Origin of the sequence: Nonlabens ulvanivorans (assembly GCF_032922765.1) — a bacterium.
Lineage (GTDB): Bacteria > Bacteroidota > Bacteroidia > Flavobacteriales > Flavobacteriaceae > Nonlabens > Nonlabens ulvanivorans.
Genome location: NZ_CP136694.1, coordinates 1,803,665 through 1,828,152, shown reverse-complemented (window position 1 = coordinate 1,828,152; position 24,488 = coordinate 1,803,665). Strand labels below are relative to the sequence as shown.

Sequence of the window (24,488 nt, the reverse complement as noted above, 5' to 3'; positions counted from 1 at the left end):
ACAATAGGGAACATTTTAATTATCTTGTGCCCGTTAAAATACAATCATGAAAAAATTATTATTACTAGTAGCTTTTGTAGCTTCATCTTTCTCATTTGCACAAACAGGTTATGTTGATGCAGAGTTTTTATTGTCTAAAATGCCAGAGGTAAGCGCTGCAGAAACACAATTAAAAAATTACACCAGTAACCTTCAGGCAGATATTACAAAAGCCGAAACCAATGCTAATGCAAGATTTCAAGCTTTACAACAAGAAGCACAATCAGAAGGAGTAACTGAAGAAAGAAGACAAGAAATCATTAAAATGGCGCAACAGCTAGAAGGTTCTTTAAATACAGAAAAGCAAGGTGCCGAATTAAAATTAGCAACTAGACGAAATGAATTGATGCAACCTATATATGATAAACTGAATGCAGCTATAGAAAAGGTAGCAAAGGCAAAAGGATTTAAAATTATCGTATCTGTTAGTTCTGTATTATTTGCAGAAGATTCTGTAAATATTACTGAAGCAGTTAAAACAGAAATGGGATTATAAAATTTCTCAATTCATAAAAAAAAGCCGCTCATAAAGAGCGGCTTTTTTTATGAATTGATGTAAGTAAACAGGCATAAACAGTCTTCATCTATACTTTAGTTATATTCAAATCTGTATATTTACCTAGTCTTCTTAAATGGCAACTTTTTAAGTTCTAAATCTTAGATACAATGATCGATTATTCATATAAAATAGCTTCTCATGTAAGGGCAATGTGGTAATAATATAAGTTCTCTATACCTTAATTATTATAACATTATTTACAATTAAAAATTATTATGTCTAAAGAAATAAAAAACTTAACTAACCTAGCAAATACAGAATATTCACTTAAAAAACTTTTCAGTGAAGCCGAAGATTTTCTTCCATTACTAGGTACAGATTACGTAGAGTTATATGTAGGAAATGCAAAGCAAGCAGCACATTATTATAAAAGTGCGTTTGGATTCCAATCATTTGCTTATGCTGGCCTAGAAACTGGTCTTAAGGATCGCGTATCCTACGTATTAACACAAGGCAAAATTAAACTTGTCCTTACCACTCCATTACAAAAAGGTGGAGAGCTCAATGAGCATATCAATGTTCATGGAGATGGCGTTAAAGTAGTTGCTTTATGGGTAGATGATGCTAGAAGCGCATTTGAAGAAACAACTAAACGTGGTGCAAAACCTTACTTAGAGCCTACCGTTGAAAAAGATGAATTTGGTGAAGTAGTGCGCTCGGGTATTTATACCTACGGAGAAACTGTTCACATATTTGTAGAACGCAAAAATTATAATGGAGTCTTCTTACCAGGATATGAAAAATGGGAATCTCATTACAATCCTGAGCCTGTAGGTTTAAAATTTATCGACCATATGGTTGGTAATGTAGGATGGGATGAGATGAATAAATGGTGTAAGTTCTATGGTGAAGTTATGGGATTTGCTCAAATCATTTCTTTTGCAGATGATGATATCGCTACAGAGTATACTGCTCTTATGAGTAAGGTAATGAGTAACGGTAATGGTCGTGTTAAATTCCCTATCAATGAACCTGCCGAAGGAAAGAAAAAATCTCAGATAGAAGAATATTTAGATTTCTACAATGGTCCTGGAGTTCAACATATTGCAGTGGCCACAGATGATATAGTTGCGACAGTAAGCGCAATGAGAGAACGTGGTGTTGAGTTTCTTTATGTTCCAGATACTTATTATGACGATATTTTAGAACGAGTAGGTGAGATCGATGAGGATATAGAATTACTTAAAAAACATGGTATTCTTATCGATAGAGATGATGAAGGTTACCTGTTACAGTTATTTACTAATAACGTATTAGATAGACCTACCATGTTTATTGAAGTAATCCAGCGTAAAGGTGCCCAATCCTTTGGAGTAGGTAATTTTAAAGCCTTATTTGAGGCTATTGAAAGACAACAGGCAAGAAGAGGTACTTTATAAATATTATTTTAATCAAATAAAAAAGCCCGAAATCATTATTGATTTCGGGCTTTTTAAATTAGAATGATATTAGCTTATCAGCATTATTGTAGCCATAATAATCATTATTGCATTTTCAATAAACGTAGCCTCAGTCATCGGTAATTTTAAAGCCGTTCCTAAACATGCACATTGAATGGACTTCTTATCTAGTAAGGTTTTAGTTACGCCACCAGTTGTAATACTTAAGACTACTAAGGTGATAAGTAACGCAAGGTCAACTTGAAATCTTATTAGAAACATTAAACCTAGCGCTGTTTCTATAAATGGGTATGCCCAAGCATATCCAGGAATTAATTTGGCTAGTGGATCGTACATTTTAAAACTGACTGGAAAACCTTTTAAGTCCAGTATTTTAAAAAAACTAAAGACAATAAAGAATAATCCCATAAAATCAAGCATCGCTTCATTCCAGTTCTCTCTGCTATAGTTCAATAAAAGTGTAGCAATTGTGATATACCCTAGAATTAAAAATAGAGGCTTCAGTTGCTGTAACTTTGATTGTTTTGGTTCCGCTTTCGCGAAAGCGGAATTCTCAAATACATTTTTTTCCTCTATCAGACTTATATGATACTTAGGACTAAGTGCATGCTGGAATGTGTCTAAACTTATATGAGAGGCCATGTTTATCACAGCCTGCTCATTTTCTAGTGTAACAGTTGCGTGATCCACATCATCAATGTTATTTAATTTATTCTCAACATCAGCACGGCAACCATTGCAGGTCATGCCTTCTATGTGGTAAATATGTTTCATCATTTTTTAGGTAAATAGAGTGATAAATTAGAAGCTTTTAATCCATCTATGTGACCAGCAATAACGGTTGGACTTATAGTTCTAAAGTGCATGTGTAAAAAAGTTGTGTGATGAGTAAATACAGCTTTGTGCTTTTTTGAATAAAAACCTATAATTTCTACTTCTTGGTTTTCAATCGTACCATAAGCACCTGATTCTTTATGTTTTTTATGATTGTGTACTAGGTCGCCATCTATCCAATTAATCACATGCCAGTTTAATAGGTCAACAGTACCTTTTAAAAGAAAAGGAAATGGTTTTTCTGTATCTATGGCATTCTTTATAGCGAGTATTTCTAATTGCTGCTCTAATTGATTGTTATCAAAGAATACATCAAGATTAATTGCTGTAGTCCATTTTTCAACTTGCGCATAAACTAATAAGGCTGCCTGATGATTAAAATGAGATTCTATAGTGACACGGTTATCATCAGATTCTTTACTTACATAAGATTCACTATCGAATACTTGAACTTCACCTTTCAAATTTTCTAAAGCACCTAGAGCATAGAGATGAGGTAATTCGTGAATGGAGTCTAGTGACGCAGTCGCCACTAGATTCCCAGACATGATGTTCATTAAAGCACCAGTATTCTTTACTGTATAATCTGTTTGCTTTTTCTTTTCACAGCTACATAGTATTAAAAAACATGTTATAGATAAGAAAAAGAGCTTATTCATGGGTTATATCTTTAAGTATATATTTGATCAATTGACCTTTACGGTAATTAGTAATATACATCAAATCGTCTTGAACAAAGATATCTGTAGGTTTATCGATGTTAGTTTCTATGATTTGTTTTAATTGATGTTTCATATCAAAAATGAGAACACGTCCATTTTCAAAATCTGTAAGCAATACTTCATTATCAGTTACATAAATTCCTGTTGCGGCATTTATTTTTTGATCAGCTCCTATTATGGCTATTGCTTTTCCTGTTTTGTCAAATACCTGTGCTCTATGATTATAAGCATCTGCTATGTAGATGTAGTTTTCTGTGATCTGCACATCTGTAGGGTAGTAGAGCTGTCCTAGCTCTTTGCCTTCTGTACCTATACTTATCCATTCTTTACCATCATAATAAAGTACCCGATTAGGATAGAAATCTGCAATAGCGATTTCATCATCAAAAACGCTTATCGCTGCTGGTGCGTCTAATGAATCTTGTAGTACTAAGTAATCCATTTTGTTATCTCGCATTACTGCGATGGAGTCACGTCCATATTCTGGTATGAAAAGAGCTCTTTCCTTAAGTAATGAAGTAGTCACTTTATCTGTGATTTTAAAGTCTGATTCTCCAAAATCTATATGCATCGGTCTTTCAAAGCCTTCCATCTCAAATAAAACACTTCCATCTTCATCTACCTTAACCACGCGATTATGGTCTCCATCACTTAGATAGATATCATTACCATTCATAGCAATACCTATAGGGTTGATACCGTCCAGTTCGATTACTTTTTCAAATTGCCAGTCTTGTGGAACAGCAGCTTTATCTGTACATGAGATTATCGTGGCCGCAGCCACGATAATATATATTAATGTTCTCATTAGTTTGCTCTTTCGTATTTGCAACATGGGTGCAAGTTATCATAACTAGCATCTGTAGCTCTAGTCCCATTAGTGTCATGACCTACACCAGCCGCAGCGCTCTCAATATTTTTTTCACTAGTCTGATTCTGGTCATAACTTACAGTTAGCATTTTGGTATCTACGTCCCACACGGCACTTGCTACACCAGTTACAGCTACGGTAGCCTTTTCTATACGTGCCTTGCACATACCGCACATACCATTGACGTAAATTTTAGATGTAGTTACCTCATTGATTGTTTCTTTTTCAGCTTCTTTGTTAGTTTCAACTGTACCACTTGCGCGTGTGATTTTTGCGTCGTTAGGTGTGTATCCCGCTTTTACTACTTGAGCTACAACAGCTTCCATAGTTAACTCTTTTGCTGCTGGATAAGTGAATGAGAAATCTCCTGTTTCTATATCAATTGCAATGTCTTTAATCCCTTTAAATTCTTTAAACTTTTTCTCTAGGCCATAAGCACAGAATGGACAGCCTAAACCGTCTACCTGTACCTCAAATTGATCTCTATCTTTATTAGATTGTGCATCTACTTGGGTTAAAGCAAGTAAGCTTATCATTATGCTTAATATAATTGTTATTTGTTTCATCTTGTTTTAATGTTATTCTTTAGGAGACCGTTATAGCAGTATCCATGTTAATATTTGTTGTGTTTATTTGTAATTAAAAAGTATATCGCGTTCCCACAAAAACAGAATAGTTCAGTGCGCGATCATCTGCTATATCTTGAATAAGAGGTAATTGAACCGCTAGATCAAAGGTGATGTTCTTACGAGCATATTGTATCCCTTGAGCATATAATAACTGGTACCAATCGCGCTCATGTAGCCATACACTGTTGTATTCAAAATATAGATTAAGTTGCTTATTAGGATACTGAGGTTTTAATAATGGAAGGCCAAAACCTAGTTTAGTTCTGAATTCATCTAAGCTGCCATCTGGCATCCAGTTGTAACCTATCTCTGTAGAAATACCGTATTTCAAAGTTTCTAAACCTGATACAATACCGTAATATCCAGAGTACTTTCCTGTAGAAATATCCATCACATCGATTTCCTGACCGGTAGGTAAAGTTTGTAAGGTCTTTGCTACCATACGGAATGTTCTTCCAGTACCATCATTACGGTAAAATTGATATTTCCCCATAATTTTCATGTCCGCTAGTCCACTGCCACTAGTATCACTCAAGTCATAGTTGACATAAGGTACGTGTAAAGCAATTAATGAATTTGCAGTAGGTAAATAATGCAACATCACGGGAACATAAACGGCTGTTCCACGCTCGGTGTTTCTGATTTCAGTTAGAGTTTTCATGGTGAAGCTATTGCCTCCTAGCATGATAGGTTTATCTGCTGTAATGGGTGGACCTTGAGCATACGCTTTCGCGAAAGCGAAAACCACCAAAGCCACCATAATAATATGTTTCATAGTGTTATAAAATAAAGTTAGTAATCTTAATTAATGCCTAATGGCAATTGAGAGAACAACTTTACTTAGATAAGAAAAGACTGGTGCAACACTGGTATGTCCCTTGTGACCAGAGGCGGCGAGTAAGATGTAAAAGGTGTGTCCATAAGATCATCGCCAGTGATCGAATAGATAAAGGAATGAGTGAATAATATTATAAACTGTTGCTGGTCTGAATTAAAATGATCCCATGATAATTTTAAATCATCTTGCCCTTTTACTAATTCCACAACATCATTACAACAACTTTTTTCTAGTACCACGGCACAAGATTCGGTCGTGTTATTAGTCTCCATACCACAACCATGGGATGGAATAATCATTGAAACATCTTTTAAAAATGGGCCGCAAAAATGTTTATGCACACTGAATGATAGGGTAGAGCATAATACCATTACCGCCATTATAAATACACCTATATTTTTAACCATCTTTAAAAACATATAACAAAGATACAATAGTTGTTCCTAAAAAGTTGTTAAGTGGATTTTATAGTATTTTTGCAAAATGAAAAAAATGATATATTGCTTGTGTTTTCTATGTGTTTGGGTCTCTCAAGGTCAATCTAATGGTAATAGTTTTAACACTGAAAATCAGTCCTTATGGAGAGATTTTACCTATGATATGGGTAATGTTTTTCAAGGTGTAGGATATGCGTACTCTAGACCTATCTACTGGCAACAAGATGATTTTTACAAACTAGGTGCGACAACAGCTGTGACGTTGGGACTTTATTCAATTGATGATCAATCAAGGCGTTATTTTGTAGAACATAAAGAAAATGTGCCTAATTTGATATTGGATTATGGATGGTATGCTGGTAGTCCACAAAATAACTATGGTGCTACAGGTGCAGTTTACCTCACTGGTTTGTTTACACGCAATGAGAAATTAAGAAGAACTGGAGTTTTACTATTATCATCAGCGACGGCTACAGGCTTTTTACAACAATTAACTAAGTCAGTAACAGGAAGAGCTAGACCACAGACTAATCTAGGTAAAAATCACTTTAAACCATTTGGTGGATCTGCTGGTTATCGATCTTTTCCGTCTGGACATGCAGTACTTACTTTTACAAATGCACACGTTATTGCAAAGCAATTTGATAGTTGGTGGATTAAAGGTCCTATATATGCCATCGGCGTGACTCCTGGATTAACACGTATCTATGAAGAACAGCACTGGGCAAGTGATGTTTTTTTAAGTTGGGTTTTAAGCTACTTTGTAGTAGAGAGTATCGATAAATACTTAGATAAAAAGTATAATCAAAAATATAATTCTGACTCTAAGGATAATCTAACTTCTCTAAATTTCACCTTTTCTGGTAATAGGTTAGGTGTCGTTTACTCTTTCTAGCAATTCTTAAGAATATAGAATTAAAAAAACACCTATCATGATGCCTGCTAGTGGTATGAGTTTTTGACGTTTATTTTGTTCCTTAAAAATTAAACCGCCTATAATTACCGCAATGATGATTTGACTGCGTTTTATTGCGGACAGTAGCATAATCATGGCGTCGGGATCTTGCAGTGCTTTGAAATAAAAATAGTCTGCAGTTTGTAATAATATACCAACTGCAGGGATAGACCACCTAAATTTAAAATCTTTGCGTTTTTGTGGATATGGAAACCATGTAATGGATAAGATAATCAGTAAGATTATAATAGTGTAAAAGCAGAACCAAAATTGTAGAGTTTGCGGATTGAGCATTAAACTTTGTATTAAGAACTTATCGTATAATCCACTGGATGCCCCTAAAAATGTGGCGCCTATAATCGCAAAAACCCATTTATTGCTTTTAAAATGGATGCCTTCTTTTTTACCTATTCTAGAATATAATAATACCGATAATATGATTAAGAAGAAGCCTATCCATTGATAATTATTTGGGGCTTCTTTATATATAAAAATAGCACCTATAAATGTGAAAAATGGACCTGCAGACCTTATCGGTGTTACAATGGTGAGTGGTAAATGTTTAAGTGCTTGATAGGCCAGTATCCAGGAAGCAGCCATTATCATAGATTTAATGATAATGTAACCATGCGTCGTCCATGGTATAGATTCTACATAAAAACCTATTTCTTTAGTTGCTTCAGGCGCATAGATAGAACCGATGTAAAAAGGTAAGATTAATAAAAAACCTGCGATCAATGTGCCTAATAAAACAGGGAACACCTCATTACCACGCACAGCATGCTTCTTACATAGATTGTGTAATCCTAAAAATAAAGCGGCAAGTAAGCCTAAATACATCCACATGCCGCGAAGATAGTTTTTTGAAGAAATTGAGTGACATTATTTCAAATAAGTCTACGTTTTGAGATGTAAAAAGATGCAATCTATTTTCAAATGAGAATTTATTATTAAATCATTATTTAATTGTGGTTAAAACAAGGAATTGTCAATCAAATTGCAATATGCTAAATTTTAGAAGTTTGTGTAGGTTATTGATGACTAGTCCAAATAAATACTTACATTTACCGCATGAATTTATCTAGAAATAAAAATATATCCTTACCGGTGCGCTTTACATTGCGACGCCGCTGTGCTTAATCTCACTTAGCATTTAGATATAATTTTTATTTTTTTTACATTGAATTCACTTCCATTAACATTTACTGCTTTTCTAACTGCTCCTTCTAGGAACGGTTTTTCTGTGCGTCCTACTTTACGACGCCGACGCCCGTAAGGGGTCTTTCTTTTTGGGAATTTAGGTGCGTCCGGTTCTTCTTTTCACAACTACACTTTACACTTTTTAATTTATAAAATCAATCACAATGGAAATTGTCATTGCTCATAAATCGCATTCAAAATATGCGCAAATCATTTGTGATACCATAGCCGACGCTGCCAAAGTGCGCGGTACAGGAATCGCAAAACGTACACCAGAATATGTCACTACCAAAATGGAAAATGGCAACGCGGTTATCGCACTGGATAACGGAAAATTTGCAGGCTTTTGTTACATAGAGAAATGGGGACACGGCAAGTTTGTCGCAAACTCAGGCCTTATTGTGCATCCAGATTATAGAAATCTAGGACTGGCCAAACAAATTAAAGAACGCATCTTTTTACTATCTAAAGAAAAGTTTCCTGATGCAAAGATATTCAGCATCACCACCGGACTTGCTGTTATGAAAATGAATAGCGATCTAGGTTATAAGCCAGTTACTTTTTCTGAATTAACAGACGACCAGCAATTCTGGAACGGTTGCCAGACCTGTAAGAACTATGACATCCTACAACGTACAGAACAAAAAATGTGCTTGTGTACAGGAATGATCTATGATCCTTCTAAGAAAACAACTGAAGAAAAGAAACCTATTAAAAAGTCTGTTTTCAACAGATTAAAACAAATTAAGCAAACGCTTATCCTCAAAAAAGATCAAAATGAACAATAATAAAAAATTAGTAATAGCCTATAGTGGCGGACTTGACACCTCATATTGTGCCGTATATCTTTCACAAGATCTAGGTTATGAAGTGCATGCCGTGTGTGTGAATACAGGTGGTTTTACTCAAGAAGACCTTAAAACTATAGAATCTAACGCTTATAAAATGGGCGTGAGCACTTTTAAAGCAATAGATGCTGTCAGCACTTTTTATGATAAAGTCGTTAAGTATTTGATTTATGGAAACGTGTTGAAGAACAATACATATCCGCTATCGGTAAGTGCAGAGCGTATTGTGCAAGCCATTGAGATTATTGAATATGCAAAAACCATAGACGCACAATTTATCGCTCATGGAAGTACTGGCGCCGGAAATGATCAAGTGCGTTTTGATATGATTTTTCAAACTCTAGCACCACATATAGAAATTATTACACCTATAAGAGATGGTAAACTATCACGTAAACAAGAGATAGATTATCTCATAGAAAATGGAATAGCCATGTCTTGGGAAAAGTCTCAATATTCTGTCAATAAAGGACTGTGGGGAACTAGTGTCGGTGGAGCAGAAACTCTGACCTCGCTCAAAGCATTACCAGAAGAAGCCTATCCATCACAACTTCAAAAAGAAGGAAAGGAACAAGTAAAATTGACCTTTAAAAAAGGAGAGTTAATTGCTGTAAATGGGAAAGAGCAATCTTCAGAACTGGCTATACAACAGCTCAATGATCTTGCTTCTTCATATGCTATAGGTAGAGATATCCATGTAGGCGATACCATAGTAGGTATGAAAGGTAGAGTAGGTTTTGAAGCCGCAGCAGCGTTGATTACTATCAAAGCACATCATTTATTAGAAAAGCATACACTTACTAAATGGCAGTTACAGCACAAAGATTATCTGTCTAGTTTTTACGGTATGCACCTGCATGAAGGTCAGTACCTCGATCCTGTAATGCGCGACATGGAGGCTTTCTTAGAAAGTAGTCAGGCCAAAGTTACTGGAGATGTTTATGTCACTTTACAACCTTATCACTTTACTCTGGACGGTATAGAATCGGCAAACGATTTAATGAATGCAAAATTCGGTACTTATGGAGAAGAGAATAAAGCATGGACAGCAAGTGAGGCCAAAGGTTTTATCAAGATCATAGGAAACAGCAATAAGATTTATAACCAGATACATCAAGAATCATGATTAAAGCAGGTATAATAGGTGGTGCAGGTTACACAGCAGGAGAATTAATAAGACTTTTAATTCACCATGATGAGGTAGTTATAGATTTTATATACTCGACTTCAAACGCTGGTAATGCAGTGAGTGATGTGCATCAAGACCTTTTAGGTACTACAGATTTGGTGTTTACAAGCCAGTTAAATAACAATGTAGATGTTTTGTTTTTATGTCTAGGCCATGGCAATTCAAAATCTTTTTTAGAGAAGCATCAATTTTCAAAAAGCACAAAAATCATCGATTTAAGTAATGATTTTAGGTTGATAGAATATGCACGCTTTCGCGAAAGCGAGTTCACATATGGACTGTGCGAGTATCAAAAAGAAGAGATTAAAAAAGCTACTCATGTGGCAAATCCAGGATGTTTTGCAACAGCGATACAACTTGCCATTTTACCACTAGCTGCACAACAATTGATAAAAGAAGATGTGCATGTAAATGCGGTTACTGGTGCGACTGGTGCAGGCACAAGTCTGTCACCTACAACACATTTTACATGGAGAGATAATAATTTCTCACACTATAAAGCTTTTACGCATCAGCATCTAGGAGAAATAAATCAGAATTTAAAACAGTCACAACAAGATTTTAATTCTAATGTGTTATTTGTGCCTAATCGTGGTGATTTCAGTAGAGGAATTTTTGCGACAGCTTATACTAAAATAGACCTATCACTAGAAAAAATAAAAGACCTTTATAAGGACTACTATAAAGACTCGCCATTTGTATTTGTGTCTGACAAAGAGGTGCATTTAAAGCAAGTAGTTAATACTAATAAGTGTCTTGTTCACCTACATAAGCATAATGACATTTTATTAATTACGAGTGTCATCGATAACTTATTGAAAGGAGCGTCTGGACAGGCAGTACAGAATATGAACTTGATGTATGATTTTCCAGAGGATCAAGGTTTACAACTTAAAGCCAACTTTTTTTAAACTCAAAATCATGAAAATAGCCATTATAGGAACTGGTAATTTAGGCCGCTCCATTGCAAAGGGATTGATTCATAATAATGCAATAACTACATTGTATTTAACTAAAAGGAATCTAGAAGATCTAGAGTTTCTTCAAGATTATTCTGGCGTGTTTTTAACTGCAGATAATGAAGAAGCAATCAAGAAATCTGACATTATCATTTTTGCGGTACAGCCAGCACATTTTACTGATATTCTAGAAACAACTAAAGATTTATTTAATGAGAACCATGTGTTGATATCGACGATAACTGGTTTTACGGTAGATAAAATAGAGGCAATTGTAGGTTCAGATCAGCATGTGATTAGAGCAATGCCCAATACAGCGATCGCGGTTGGTAAATCGATGACCTGTCTGTGTCATAATGAAAAAGGGACTCTTAGAATAAAAGTAGCTCAGGCTATTTTTAATCGTTTGGGAACCACACTAGTTATTCCAGAAACACAAATGCAAGCTGCAACAGTAGTTTGTGCTAGTGGAATAGCTTTCTGGATGCGATTAATAAGAGCGAGTACACAGGCGGCGATTCAGTTAGGTTTTGACGCTAGCGAGGCACAATTATTAGCAATGCATACTGCCGAAGGTGCTGCAAGTTTATTAATAACAACAGGCAACCACCCAGAACAAGAGATCGATAAAGTTACCACGCCTAAAGGTTGCACCATAGAAGGTTTAAACGAGATGGAACATAAAGGATTGAGCAGTTCGCTTATTCAAGGAATGATAGCTTCTTTTCAAAAAATTAATACGATTAAAGAAAAACAGATATGAGTTTATTTGATGTTTATCCACTTTTTGATGTGACGCCAGTGCGTGCACAAGATGTTTATGTTTATGATCATAATAATGTCGAGTATCTAGATTTATATGGTGGTCATGCTGTTATTTCTATAGGTCATTCTCATCCAGAATATGTAAATAATATAAGCGAGCAAGTTTCTAAAATAGGCTTTTATAGTAATGCGGTTCAAAACCCATTGCAAGAAGCACTTGCTCAGCGACTAGTTGATTTTTCTGGTTGTAAAGACTACCAGCTATTCATGTGCAATTCTGGTGCAGAGGCAAATGAAAACGCATTAAAACTAGCTTCTTTTCATAATGGAAAGCATAAAGTAATCGCTTTTAAAAATGGTTTTCATGGTCGTACATCTGCAGCGGTGGCGGCTACAGATAATGCAAAAATTATCGCACCATTAAATGCACAACAAGAAGTAGAAATTATTGAATTAGGAGATCTGGTAGCTGTAGAAAAAGCACTAGATAAGAATAATGTTTGCGCGGTAATTGTAGAATGTATTCAAGGAGTAGGTGGTCTAGATGAAGATACTACTTTGTTTTATCAAGGTTTACAAGCTTTGTGTCGTCAGTACAATACTTCTTTTATTGCAGATGAGGTGCAATCTGGTTTTGGTAGAACCGGTGACTTTTTTGCATTTCAAAAACATGGACTAGAACCAGATATTATTTCTATTGCAAAAGGTATGGGAAATGGATTTCCTGTAGGTGGTATTTTGATCCATCCACAAATTAAAGCTTCTTATGGATTGTTAGGAACAACTTTTGGCGGTAATCATCTAGCATGTACCGCAGTTTCTACGGTGCTAGATGTTATAGAAAAGGAGCAATTAATGGATAATGCAAAAGCAGTATCTGCTCACTTTTTAAAAAGAGCTCAAGAATTACCACAGGTTAAAAATGTAAAAGGACGCGGATTAATGTTAGGACTAGAATTTGATTTTCCTATTGCGACAATAAGAAAGAACATTCTGTTTAATCATCACATTTTTACTGGTAGTGCAAAGAGTCCTAACGTGATAAGAATTTTGCCGCCATTAACGATTAAAGAATCTCATATCGATTTATTCTTTGACGCTTTAAAAGCTGAATTATGAAAAAATACACTGAACTTAAAGATATAAAAGACCTTGCTCAACTAGTAGATGAGGCAATTGCAATAAAACAAACACCATATGATTTTCAACATCTAGGTAAGAACAAAACTCTAGTGATGTTGTTTTTTAATGCGAGTTTAAGAACACGATTAAGCACAGAAAAAGCAGCAAAGAATCTAGGGTTAGAAGTGCAAATATTAAATGTGAATGATTCTTGGAAACTAGAATTTGATGATGGAACGGTGATGAATGCAGACACTTCTGAACATGTAAAAGAAGCTGCTCAGGTCATCTCTCAATATGCAGATGTGATTGCGGTAAGAGCTTTTCCTTCTTTAGTGGATAAAGAAAAGGATGCTCAAGAAGTAGTCCTAAATGGTTTTATAAAATATGCGTCTGTACCTATTGTAAATATGGAAAGTGCAACAGCTCATCCTTTACAAGCTCTTGCAGATGTTATTACTCTGGAAGAATTGAAAACCAAGAAAAAACCCAAAGTGGTCATTTCTTGGGCACCACATCCTAAAGCATTGCCACAAGCGGTTGCAAACTCATTTATTGAAGTGATGCAAATGGCAAACGTAGATCTTACGATTACACATCCGCAGGGATATGAATTATCTGATGCGGTTGTAAAAGATACACCGGTGATTTACGATCAGGAAAAAGCTTTGAAAGAAGCCGACTTTGTCTATGTGAAAAACTGGAGCAGTTATATCGATTATGGCAAGATTTTAAGTCAAGACGCGAGTTGGATGATGACTCAGGGAAAATTAGGTAATGCAAAATTTATGCACTGTCTTCCTGTAAGAAGAAACGTTGTGGTAGAAGATGCTGTGCTAGATAGTGAGAATTCCATCGTCATCCACCAGGCTAATAATAGAACCTATGCAGCTCAAGTAGTTTTAAAAAATATTTTAGAAAACATAGAATAATGGAACAGCTTAAAGTTATAAAAATAGGTGGGCACATTATCAATGACCAGCAAGCACTAGATGATTTCTTAACCACATTTAGTGCAATAAAAGGGCTGAAAGTTCTTATTCATGGAGGTGGAAAAGTAGCTACAGAATTAGCTCATAAAATGAATCTTGAGGTAAAAATGATCGATGGTCGTCGCATCACCGATTTAGAAACACTAGACATTGCTACTATGGTTTATGCTGGTAAAGTAAATAAAACCATCGTAGCAAAATTACAAGCTAAGCAGTGCAATGCTATAGGATTTACAGGAGCTGATGGGAATACTATTTTGTCTAAAAAACGAGATGTAGAAGAGGTAGATTTTGGTTATGTTGGAGATGTTGTAAAGGTAGATACAGAGATTGTTGAGGTGTTGCTTTCGCGAAAGTGTACTCCAGTATTTTGCGCCATAACGCACGACGGACATGGTCAATTATTAAATACAAATGCAGATACTCTCGCTGCAGAACTAGCTATTGCACTAGCCAAAAATTATGAAACAGAACTGTATTACTGTTTTGAGAAAAAAGGAGTTTTACAAAATATTACAGATGAAGATTCTGTAATTAAGAATATCAATTTAGAAAATTATCAAGATTTAAAATCTCAAGGAGTCATAGCCGACGGAATGCTGCCTAAAATGCAAAATTGTTTTCATGCTATTCAAAATGGTGTAAAAAAAGTATGTGTAGGATTGCCAGATATGCTTCAAAATTCAAACAGTTTATTCACTACAATATCGAACTAATGAAACATCAAGATTTAAAAAAAGAGGCTCTAGAATTGTTGAAAAAAATGATTGAAACACAATCGTTTTCTAGTGAAGAAGAAGGAACTGCTCTACTGATAGAATCATGGTTTAATAATCATGAAATTCCATTTAATAGAGATCATCATAATATATGGGCGACTAATAAATATTTTGAAAAAGGGAAACCTACGTTATTATTAAACTCACATCACGATACGGTACAACCTAATAAAGCCTACACAAAAGATCCATTTAAGGCAGTAGTTGAAGATGGTAAATTATACGGTCTAGGCAGTAATGACGCAGGTGGTTGTCTGGTTTCTTTAATCGCTACGTTTACTCATTTTTATAAGCAAAAAGATCTAAAATATAACCTAGTCATAGTCGCTAGCGCCGAAGAGGAAAGTAGCGGCCCAAACGGTTTAAATAGTATGCTAGATATCATACCACATATAGATGTTGCTATTGTGGGCGAGCCTACTTTAATGAATCTAGCAGTCGCTGAAAAAGGATTGGTCGTTTTTGATGCTAAAATAAAAGGGACGCCAGGACACGCGGCTCACCCCAATGATAATAATTCGATTTACAATTCTATAGAAGTTTTAAAATGGTTTCAAGATTTTAAGTTTGAAAAATCATCTGAGGCATTAGGTGATGTAAAAATGACGGTAACGCAAATTAAAGCTGGCGTGCAACATAATGCTGTACCATCAGAAGTAGAACTGGTTATTGATGTAAGAGTCAATGATAAATACAGCAATCAAGAGATTGCAGAAATGCTGAAAGAACAGTCGCCTTGTGATGAGATTATTGCACGAGGTTTGCGATTAAATTCTTCTTCTATTCCTGTAGAACATGAACTGGTGCAAGCAGGAATAGCGATGGGAAGAACCACTTATGGATCACCTACCTTATCAGATCAGGCGTGTTTAAGCTGTCCTTCTTTAAAATTAGGTCCTGGCGATAGCACACGATCTCACAGCGCAGATGAATTTATATATCTAGAAGAGATTGAAGAAGGCATCGATATATACATCAATTTATTAACGAGTATTTTTTAAAGATAGAATTATGAAACTTTGGGATAAAGGAATTGCGATAGATAAAAAAATGGAACAATTTACAGTAGGTAATGATCGCGAGATTGATCTACATATTGCTCCTTATGATGTAATAGCATCTCGTGCACATGCTAGAATGCTAGCAAAGATTAACATCATTTCTAGCGAAGAATTAAAACAATTAGAATCTGGACTGGATGCCATTGCACTACAAATAGAAGAAGGTAGTTTTGTGATTGATGATCAGTTTGAAGATGTACATTCTAAAATAGAACACGAACTGACTCTACAACTGGGAGAAGTAGGGAAGAAGATTCACACGGCTAGATCTAGAAATGATCAAGTTCTAGTGGCGTTACAATTGTATTATAAAGAGGCACTGGGGCAAACGAGAACTAGTGTAAAGACATTGTTTGATACATTATTAGATTTAGCCGAGACACATAAAAATCAATTGTTGCCAGGTTACACTCATTTACAAGTGGCGATGCCATCATCATTTGGATTGTGGTTCTCTTCTTATGCAGAGTTGCTGGTGGATGATGTGTACATTCTAGACGCTACGATGCGTATTGTAGATCAAAATCCGTTAGGAAGTGCTGCAGGTTATGGAAGCTCTTTTCCTATCGATAGAGAATTTACTACCCAAGAAATGGGTTTTGCAACGTTAAAATATAATGTAGTTGCTGCACAACTCACTAGAGGTAAAAATGAACGAAGTATAGCTGCTTCTTTATCAAACGTGGCAAATACACTTTCTAGATTTGCGATGGACATCTGTTTGTACATGAGTCAGAATTTTGGGTTTATAAGTTTTCCAGATGAGTTAACGACAGGTAGTAGCATCATGCCGCATAAAAAGAATCCAGATGTCTTTGAATTGATACGTGGTAAGTGCAATAAAATACAAGCTTTACAAACTGAAATGTTATTGATAACAAATAATTTACCTAGTGGTTATCACAGAGATTTTCAATTGCTCAAAGAGAATGTGATCGCTTCTTTTATAGAATTAAATGATATTCTAGAAATCTTTAATTATTCTATAAAGAAGATTATAGTAAAGGAAGTCGACCTTAATGATGAGAAATATCAATATCTATTTACTGTAGATAATATCAATAACCTAGTGGTAGATGGAACATCTTTCAGAGAAGCGTATAAAACGATAGGTGAGCAGGTTGAGAATGGAACGTATGTTCCAGATACATCAAAGCACCATACTCATATAGGTAGTATTCATAATTTATCATTGAGTCATATTAGAGAAAAGTTCCCTATAAAGTGATTTATTTGTTAATTTAATTCATAAAAAATAATGTAAACAAGCTTTTTTTGTGAATCCATTATAATTAAGTCGTTAAATAGTGCTAAAGTCATTTATTTTATTACAATTCGTTAATATCTTTAAAATAAAAACTATGAAAAAGTTCTTTAAAGTATTGACCGTCGCGCAGCTCGCTTTTCAAGCTTACAACTACTATATGGAACATAAGCGCAATAAAGAGGTCAAAGAGATGAAACGCCAACTAAACGAATCACTAACTAAATAAAATTAACCACTATGGAAACTACAAGAGAAGAAGCTCACAGAAAATCACATGATGCCACTGTAAATGCATTAAATGCTTTACTTGAGAAAAATTATGATGCAGAACAAGGTTATAAAAATGCACTCACTGATGTGAAGAGTAATAATTTGAAAACTTATTTTATGCGACAAGCAGCACATCGTAGTCAATATGCAAATGAATTAGACGCATCATTAAGACTTTTAAATGCTACACCAGTAGAAAAAGGAAGTGCCACAGCAGCAGCACATCGCATGTGGATGGATTTCAAGACAGCATTTACTGGTAAAAATGATGAAGCTATTTTAGAAGAATGCATACGCGGAGATAAAGCTGCCGTTCAAGAATACAAGGATGTGTTAGAAAACCAAGATTATTTGCACGAGTATAAGGACGTAGTCCGCAATCAATTAAGTGGAATAGAAAATACACTACAAACTATAAAAGGATTAGAAGATATAGTAGATTAATAATATTTTCAGATTAAATCAAAAAGCCAGTAATATGATTACTGGCTTTTTGATTTTTAATGAAATCATGCTATTCCAATAAATGAGTATTAACAAAATGATTGGACCATTTTTCCGTCTCTGTACTAAAGCATTCAAGAATCGCATCTACACCATAAACTGATCCTTTAGCATTTCTACCTAGTACTGCTATATCTATTGTAGATTCTGTCTCAGTAAGAGCGCATCCATTTTCATTTGTTTTAATTCCAAGTTCTTTATGAAAAGGTTCTAGATAGTTGCTAGAGAACAAGCTATTGATTAATGGATCGTTGATTTTTTTAACGTTTGGACTGGCCAATACACCATTTACCATGGCATGCACCTTTTTTTTAGTAGATTTATTTTTCAATATCCACCCATTTTTATCTTCTATAATCGTCGGGTTAGAGGCTAAACCGAAATCTAGTATACCACACTCTGATAAAGCGATTAATTGTAAAACTCGTTCTACTGGTGGACCATAGGAGTAACGTTTAGTAAACTCATCGATCTTTATGAACTCGCTTTGTAAATCTGGTGGCAAATTAGAATGAGTGAAAATGGAATAAAGTGTTGGTTGTAGCTGTCTCCATACCTGGCCTATGGTATAATCTAGTGTAAATGGTTGATGGCCACAAGCCATTAAACAAGCTTGTTTTAAATAATCAACTGCACTTAACTCTTTATCCAGCCATATAGAGCTATCCACCTTTTTACCCATCAGCCAGTCGAGTATTAGAGAATGAATATCTGTATTTGAATCATCATACTCCAATCGTTCATAAATTATCTGAATAATATCTGCAATAGGAGCTAGTATATTCTCAATTTTGAGATGCTGCGGACTTTCTTGCAATATTTGCAATTTCTTTTTTAAATTATCTATAACTTCTTTTTCAACATTAAAGTGTTGATCTACTTTTTTTCCTAAAGGTTTTGGAATTACAGGTAGCCCATCTAACGAGAACGGATATATCTTTAAATCTGACTTAGAATGGTGATCATAAGATAAAAATGGTTCTTGATTTAAAGTTTTAAACTCACCGTTTAATCGTGCAATACATAAATGAATAATATCTATCATGCTTAATCCCATTCCTTTGATAGCAACGTGATGTAATTGGTTATACTGGTTATAGGCCTTTTTTGAATAAGGATTGTGAATAAAAAAAACGTCGTTGAATTGGTTAGCATGATGACTAAATTCTTCGTCTTGTTTGGATTTTTCTTCAGGTAAATGGCCAGTGGTTAATAGGGTTTGTTTTACATGTATTGATTGGTGTTGATCGTTTTCAAAATCGATTTCAGTAATTTGATTTACAATTTTTAAACTTGTTGCTCTAGCATTAATAAGCGTTACAACGTCTTGTTGAATCAAAGGGTCAATTATAGTTCTAGCCCGTTGATGCAAGTAACGTCCCATGACATTCCGCTCAAAATAGGTGTCTTTGTTATTATCTAGTTCATGATTGTAATTATCGCGCACCCAGTTAATAAAAGAAGGAAAAGCAGTGATAAGATATCCATCTCCGTTTATTATTTCACGTTCAGGAAGCTCAACGAGGTCTCTGTCAGAAATGTTTATAGTATTTGCATCAGGTTGATGGATACTCCAGGCGCTACCGCAACCTATCTCTGTTTGGGATTCTATTAAAGCTACTTTAGGAATGATTTTATGACGCTTTCGCGAAAGCGTTACAAATAGACTCTCAAGTGCATATAATCCTCTCGGGCCTAAACCTACAATGGCTAGTGAATACATAGTTGAAATTTAAAGACACAAGATAGAATTTCAAAATAGGTTATATCCTAAGGTTTGATTAATTCATAAAAAATTAAGAATTAAGAATTAAGAATTAAATTACGAGAAAAGTAATTTTTGTCCAAATAATTTAAATAATTTATTATTTTTATAATTGTCTATTTTGGATTTTTTAAAACCACTTACATGGAGAGTAATTATTATACTATATGTTATTTTAGTGATGAGACTACTTCTTTAAATAAGAACGATATGGAAGCGCTTTTTAATCAGAGTAGTAGCTTTAACAATGCAAATAATATTTATGGTATTTTTTTACATATTACAGGTAAATATCTTCAAATATTAGAAGGTAATAAAGCAGTGATTGATCCATTATATGCTAGGATTGTAGAGGATAGTAGACATAAAAATGTCTACGAGGTTTTTAATAAAAAAAACAGATAATCTCATTTTCAAAAAATATAACAGCAAATTCAGTATAGTTAAAACTACTGACGATCTTGATGACATCAATAATTATCTAGAATCCAATAGGTATGACAGTCGATGTGATAAATTGTCTAGATTGCTAGCTCCTTTTTTAATGTTTAGAGAAGCTTAAAGCGGCTATCAATTATACTATTGATAGCCGCCATAATATGAAAGGTCTTTATTTACTAAATTTTAAAGCTCATCACTGGTAGTTTTGAGTGATTTGCGACATCTTCAGATATACTGCCTTTAAAGAAGTGTGAGATTCCTTTTCTAGCATGCGTGCCTACAGCCACACAATCAGATTTTACATCATGTGCATATTCAAAAAGGCCATCTTCAACTGTATAACCAGCTATAAATTCTACTTGATCTGTCCCGCCAGCTTTTGCAAACTCGCGAGTTAATTCCTTAAATTCTCTTGTGCTTATAAAATTATGATGTGGTCTGTTCACATAAACCAATTGGATAGAGCTGCCCAAAGTATCAAAAATATCTAATGCCTTTTTATAAGCTGCAACGCTTTGTGCACTTAGGTCTGTGGCTAGAACTACATTTTTAAGATTAAAATTTTTGGGGTCTGACTTAACAGTTAATACTGGTGTATTACTATTTCTCACCATTTTTTCTGCATTAGAACCTGCAAAAATCCCTTCATGTGCCATTAACCCATGTGAACCCATTATGATAAGATCTGCATTTACTTTTTGCGCTAGGGCATCTACTTCTTTGTAAACTTTATGATGTTTTATTAGGGCCTCAACTTTTACATCTTCTAGAAAATCTTTATCCAGAAAAGGTTCAAATTTCTTTTTTGTAAGAGCCAGTAAAAACATCATCTCATTCTTGTTTTCATTTGCCGAGTGTGATATCAAAGAATCAGACAATTCCAACATGTGAAGTACATGCAAGGTAGCATTATGCTTTTTGGCTAGGATGGCACCTGTCTTTAAAGCATATTCTGAATGCGTTGAGAAGTCTACTGGTATGATGATATTTTTCATGTGATAAAGTTTGTTTAAAGTTACTGCTTTCCACTGTTTTACAGTATTTCTTCTAGCTGACTTTTATCATAGTTTATATATTTGATCTTTTATAAAGTAAAAGGATGATCGATTGTAGTTCATTGATTATGTGCAGCTACATGATTTTATGCATACGGTACGATTTGATGAAAACGATGAACGTGTGGTACATATAAAATAACGGTTATGGAAAACACAACTTCACCAGTAATACAGCTACTCTCAAAAGAATTGATAGAGCAACGTGATAAAATCCTTAATCAACTTCCCAACAATTATTCGGAACTTATTGAGCAATCTTACATCTATAAAAGAGTACCAAAAGAATATATGCTTAGCTCTATTTTATTTACAATTAGTTCGTCAGTTGGATTAGTTTTTAAATTAGATGCTTTGGGTTTTTCAAATTATGTAAATGCCTACTTCACAATTATAGGCAGTAGAGGAGATACAAAGTCGGAAGCTATAAGTATTGCGACCGCTCCACTTAAGATTGGTGATGATAAAGACTATGATAAGTACAGGGAAAACAAGTCTAATCAAACAGACGAAGATCCTCCAATAAAGCGTAAACAAATTCTATTACAGGATGCAACCATAGAATCGGCTAAGCTATCACATGAAAATAATCCTAGTGGTATAGGAATATGTAAAGATGAGATATTTGACCTTATACAAAATATGTCTAACTCAAATAGCCGCGATAGACAGAAATGGAGAACTTTTCTATTAGAAAGTTATACCAACAAGTTTGTAGATATCGGTAGAAAAACAACTGATAGTTTTAGGATTAAGAAAACCTATCTTACGTTAATAGGTGGGCTACAGCACCAGTTTTTACCTAAGATGTTTGCTAATGGTAATCTAGAAAGTGGTTTTATTGATAGAATACTGTTTACTAATATCTTTCAAAGAAATAAGAGGATGACTTTTGGTAGTATTGAAGGAAAAGTCATTTCAAATTATAATCATTCCATAGAAAATATTTTAGCTTATAAGAGACAAAGTGAAAAGTCATCTGAAAGTATAAAAGAATTAACTATTAGCTTAACAGATGAGGCTCACAGAACTTTATTTGATTACACACAGCAACTATTAAACAGACAATCTATCGCTGTAAAACTTTATGAAGAGTACTGTTCAAAAATGAGTATCTCAATTCATAAACTATGCATACTCGTATTTATAATGTGTCGTGCGCAGGAAAGCACTTTTAAATCACAACTAGACATGGCCGATGTCAACTTAGCCATTGAATTAAACGAATTTTATTTTATGAACTTTCAACTCATCGTAAGAAGTCATTTTAATTCTTCACAAAGTAAAATGAATGTTGATGATGTTGTAAGAATGGCAATCAAAAACAATGCATCTCAAAAAGCCGTTGCAGATATTACAGGTCTACATAAAGGAACAATTTCTAAAAAATGGAATAAATATGTATCATAGCAACCGACAATTCGCAACCGTATCAATTTAATATTTAAACACCTGCTATTTAAGTACTTAAAGTGTTTATAGCCAAAGTTGCTAGTTGCCAGTTGCTTTTAAAGGACTTCGCCTATTTTGTATGACAACAGCATAATATAGATTATTCTTCTGGGTCTTTTATGTGTGACAAGATGAGTGACATTATATTAATTACATCTTATTATCTGTGTGACAATCGGTAAAACAGCTGTATTACAATTTTTTAAATAATTGATATGTAGGTGTTTGTGGTTATAGATAATTATAAACCCTTGCAACCTGCAACTGTATGACAGTTTCACTTTCCTATTAATATCTTATTGATTATAGAAGTTTATTTATTCTCGCTTTCGCGAAAGCGTAATAGAAGCAGTTCTTAATTAGTCACTTAACTGATACTTAGTTCACGGGCTATAAACAAAGAAACACTGTAAGGGTATTTATCCTTATCAGGAATCACTTTAGGCCAAGAATCTGGATAATCAGGTTGATCAACAGCATCTAATAAAGCCGCTTTGATATGTTCAGGTCTCTTGTTATAAGCTTTTTTTAAATCTTCTTTAGAGACTACCCAACCATTTCTTAGGGCTTTAACAGTTCTTTTTATCTTCGGTTTAAAGTTAGAAATATCAACCAATACAAACTTTATCCATATTTCAACATAATCTCTTGGTGTGATTTTACGAACATTGTAATAGCGATACTCTTTTTGAGATTTATTAGAATCGTAAATAGGATTTTCAAAGAAGAAATTGAGCCAAGTACGACGTGTATTTTTACTCATGTCTATATCATACTCTAAGGAATCCATTGACATCACCTTTGTGTCCAACCATTCAAAAACACCTATTGTAGTCAGAGCTATTCCTAATGGATTCACGGTTTTAGAAATTCCTTCAAAATCTATGATCACCTTTCCTAAATCAGTACTAACTATACCATCAATGAAATCATTGAAGCCTTGCATTTCTTCGATGCTTTCGATATGAACTAAATCATTCTCTTGCCATTCTCGAATAGGCATTAATACGTCTAGAAATGCCTTCGTTTCTCCATCATTTTGGATACGTGCAGCAAGTTCTTTTTTTAATTTTTCTTTGGAACCACTTTTTTGAATTGCCAATTCTTCAAGTACACCTATATATTCAGGCATCTTGGAATTTAAAAATTCAAAAAAATGTGGAAGTATGGCTTTCATAATAAATATCCCGCCTTTTACAGCGGGATAAATTTAAATAAATTGTGATTAAAATTTAATCATCATTCCCTTTATACTCATCGTTATTAGGGTTAAGTTGGTCAGATCTATTGTCTAGATCATCTTGTGTAGGCTCATAACCTTCTTTAAAAGCTGACATAAATTATTGATTTTAAAATGAGCATTTACTGGTCGCTCCTTCACCATTACGAGTGCAAGTTAAAAGCAAAGAAGATTACGTTTGTCAAATTTTAATCGATAATCAATCTAGTTCAATTTTATAGATTATATGATGACTTTTACTCAACCGATTTGCCTCTAATTTTGAATAATTACAATTTGATTTCATATATTCACA

General features: G+C 34.3%; 25 protein-coding genes. 15 read left to right on the top strand and 10 right to left on the bottom strand.

The genetic code is table 11. From position 1 onward, the window contains the following. Positions 1-46 precede the first annotated feature (46 nt). Positions 47-535: an OmpH family outer membrane protein gene (locus tag R1T42_RS08160; protein WP_317289997.1), complete on the top strand. Its 489-nt coding sequence runs from the start codon at positions 47-49 to the stop codon at positions 533-535. Positions 536-813: 278 nt separating this feature from the next. Beyond that, positions 814-1,977, top strand: a complete 1,164-nt coding sequence (gene hppD, locus R1T42_RS08155) for a 4-hydroxyphenylpyruvate dioxygenase (RefSeq protein ID WP_036580409.1) — start codon at positions 814-816, stop codon at positions 1,975-1,977. Between the two features lie 69 nt (positions 1,978-2,046). Here hppD and R1T42_RS08150 read toward each other — a convergent pair whose 3' ends face one another. From R1T42_RS08150 to R1T42_RS08125, 6 genes are all read right to left on the bottom strand, one after another. Next, complete coding sequence (locus R1T42_RS08150; protein WP_317289996.1) at positions 2,047-2,772, bottom strand: heavy-metal-associated domain-containing protein; 726 nt, start codon at positions 2,770-2,772, stop codon at positions 2,047-2,049. Further along, entirely contained in the window at positions 2,772-3,491 is a 720-nt protein-coding gene (locus tag R1T42_RS08145; RefSeq protein WP_317289995.1) for a decarboxylase, read from the bottom strand. The genes R1T42_RS08150 and R1T42_RS08145 overlap by 1 nt, the downstream gene beginning before the upstream one ends. Further along, positions 3,484-4,362: an NHL repeat-containing protein gene (locus R1T42_RS08140; RefSeq protein ID WP_317289994.1), complete on the bottom strand. Its 879-nt coding sequence runs from the start codon at positions 4,360-4,362 to the stop codon at positions 3,484-3,486. The genes R1T42_RS08145 and R1T42_RS08140 overlap by 8 nt, the downstream gene beginning before the upstream one ends. Beyond that, entirely contained in the window at positions 4,362-4,991 is a 630-nt protein-coding gene (locus tag R1T42_RS08135) for a heavy-metal-associated domain-containing protein (RefSeq protein ID WP_317289993.1), read from the bottom strand. Before R1T42_RS08135 ends, R1T42_RS08140 begins: the two co-directional genes overlap by 1 nt. Positions 4,992-5,064: 73 nt before the next feature. Continuing rightward, positions 5,065-5,829 carry a hypothetical protein gene (locus R1T42_RS08130; RefSeq protein WP_317289992.1) on the bottom strand — a complete coding sequence of 255 codons (765 nt, stop codon included), beginning with the start codon at positions 5,827-5,829 and terminating at the stop codon, positions 5,065-5,067. 65 nt (positions 5,830-5,894) lie between these two features. Beyond that, a complete protein-coding gene (locus tag R1T42_RS08125) occupies positions 5,895-6,311 on the bottom strand; it encodes an HYC_CC_PP family protein (protein ID WP_449589543.1) in 417 nt (138 codons plus the stop codon). Between the two features lie 64 nt (positions 6,312-6,375). On the opposite strand from R1T42_RS08125, the gene R1T42_RS08120 reads away from it, so the two are divergent. Continuing rightward, positions 6,376-7,224: a phosphatase PAP2 family protein gene (locus R1T42_RS08120; protein WP_317289990.1), complete on the top strand. Its 849-nt coding sequence runs from the start codon at positions 6,376-6,378 to the stop codon at positions 7,222-7,224. 6 nt (positions 7,225-7,230) lie between these two features. Here R1T42_RS08120 and R1T42_RS08115 read toward each other — a convergent pair whose 3' ends face one another. Next, entirely contained in the window at positions 7,231-8,130 is a 900-nt protein-coding gene (locus R1T42_RS08115; RefSeq protein WP_317289989.1) for an EamA family transporter, read from the bottom strand. 518 nt (positions 8,131-8,648) lie between these two features. Between R1T42_RS08115 and R1T42_RS08110 the strand changes: the two genes are divergently transcribed. The 10 genes from R1T42_RS08110 to R1T42_RS08065 all read left to right on the top strand — a co-directional run bounded on the left by R1T42_RS08110 (position 8,649) and on the right by R1T42_RS08065 (position 18,180). Then, on the top strand, positions 8,649-9,272 hold the full coding sequence (locus R1T42_RS08110) for a GNAT family N-acetyltransferase (RefSeq protein ID WP_036580426.1): 624 nt from the start codon (positions 8,649-8,651) through the stop codon (positions 9,270-9,272). Beyond that, positions 9,262-10,458 (top strand): argininosuccinate synthase, encoded by a 1,197-nt coding sequence (locus R1T42_RS08105; protein ID WP_042247992.1) that lies wholly within the window; start codon positions 9,262-9,264, stop codon positions 10,456-10,458. Before R1T42_RS08110 ends, R1T42_RS08105 begins: the two co-directional genes overlap by 11 nt. Further along, entirely contained in the window at positions 10,455-11,432 is a 978-nt protein-coding gene (argC, locus tag R1T42_RS08100; protein ID WP_317289988.1) for an N-acetyl-gamma-glutamyl-phosphate reductase, read from the top strand. The genes R1T42_RS08105 and argC overlap by 4 nt, the downstream gene beginning before the upstream one ends. A gap of 10 nt (positions 11,433-11,442) precedes the next feature. Beyond that, positions 11,443-12,243: a pyrroline-5-carboxylate reductase gene (proC, locus tag R1T42_RS08095; RefSeq protein ID WP_317289987.1), complete on the top strand. Its 801-nt coding sequence runs from the start codon at positions 11,443-11,445 to the stop codon at positions 12,241-12,243. Continuing rightward, positions 12,240-13,364 carry an aspartate aminotransferase family protein gene (locus R1T42_RS08090; protein ID WP_317289986.1) on the top strand — a complete coding sequence of 375 codons (1,125 nt, stop codon included), beginning with the start codon at positions 12,240-12,242 and terminating at the stop codon, positions 13,362-13,364. Before proC ends, R1T42_RS08090 begins: the two co-directional genes overlap by 4 nt. Beyond that, positions 13,361-14,299, top strand: a complete 939-nt coding sequence (locus tag R1T42_RS08085; protein WP_317289985.1) for an N-acetylornithine carbamoyltransferase — start codon at positions 13,361-13,363, stop codon at positions 14,297-14,299. The genes R1T42_RS08090 and R1T42_RS08085 overlap by 4 nt, the downstream gene beginning before the upstream one ends. Then, complete coding sequence (gene argB, locus R1T42_RS08080; RefSeq protein ID WP_317289984.1) at positions 14,299-15,075, top strand: acetylglutamate kinase; 777 nt, start codon at positions 14,299-14,301, stop codon at positions 15,073-15,075. Before R1T42_RS08085 ends, argB begins: the two co-directional genes overlap by 1 nt. Then, positions 15,075-16,139 carry a M20 family metallo-hydrolase gene (locus R1T42_RS08075; protein WP_317289983.1) on the top strand — a complete coding sequence of 355 codons (1,065 nt, stop codon included), beginning with the start codon at positions 15,075-15,077 and terminating at the stop codon, positions 16,137-16,139. Before argB ends, R1T42_RS08075 begins: the two co-directional genes overlap by 1 nt. A 10-nt stretch (positions 16,140-16,149) precedes the next feature. Next, a complete protein-coding gene (gene argH, locus R1T42_RS08070; protein ID WP_317289982.1) occupies positions 16,150-17,427 on the top strand; it encodes an argininosuccinate lyase in 1,278 nt (425 codons plus the stop codon). 276 nt (positions 17,428-17,703) lie between these two features. Continuing rightward, positions 17,704-18,180, top strand: coding sequence for a ferritin-like domain-containing protein (locus R1T42_RS08065; RefSeq protein WP_317289981.1), 477 nt, complete (start codon positions 17,704-17,706; stop codon positions 18,178-18,180). A 70-nt stretch (positions 18,181-18,250) separates the two neighbouring features. On the opposite strand, the gene R1T42_RS08060 is transcribed toward R1T42_RS08065, so the two are convergent. Further along, complete coding sequence (locus R1T42_RS08060; protein ID WP_317289980.1) at positions 18,251-19,963, bottom strand: FAD/NAD(P)-binding protein; 1,713 nt, start codon at positions 19,961-19,963, stop codon at positions 18,251-18,253. A gap of 186 nt (positions 19,964-20,149) precedes the next feature. On the opposite strand from R1T42_RS08060, the gene R1T42_RS08055 reads away from it, so the two are divergent. After that, complete coding sequence (locus R1T42_RS08055; RefSeq protein ID WP_317289979.1) at positions 20,150-20,410, top strand: BLUF domain-containing protein; 261 nt, start codon at positions 20,150-20,152, stop codon at positions 20,408-20,410. A 212-nt stretch (positions 20,411-20,622) separates the two neighbouring features. Here R1T42_RS08055 and R1T42_RS08050 read toward each other — a convergent pair whose 3' ends face one another. Further along, complete coding sequence (locus tag R1T42_RS08050; protein WP_317289978.1) at positions 20,623-21,441, bottom strand: universal stress protein; 819 nt, start codon at positions 21,439-21,441, stop codon at positions 20,623-20,625. A gap of 207 nt (positions 21,442-21,648) precedes the next feature. Between R1T42_RS08050 and R1T42_RS08045 the strand changes: the two genes are divergently transcribed. Continuing rightward, positions 21,649-22,911 carry a DUF3987 domain-containing protein gene (locus R1T42_RS08045; RefSeq protein ID WP_317289977.1) on the top strand — a complete coding sequence of 421 codons (1,263 nt, stop codon included), beginning with the start codon at positions 21,649-21,651 and terminating at the stop codon, positions 22,909-22,911. Between the two features lie 409 nt (positions 22,912-23,320). On the opposite strand, the gene R1T42_RS08040 is transcribed toward R1T42_RS08045, so the two are convergent. After that, positions 23,321-24,085 carry a hypothetical protein gene (locus R1T42_RS08040; RefSeq protein ID WP_317289976.1) on the bottom strand — a complete coding sequence of 255 codons (765 nt, stop codon included), beginning with the start codon at positions 24,083-24,085 and terminating at the stop codon, positions 23,321-23,323. Positions 24,086-24,488 lie beyond the last annotated feature (403 nt).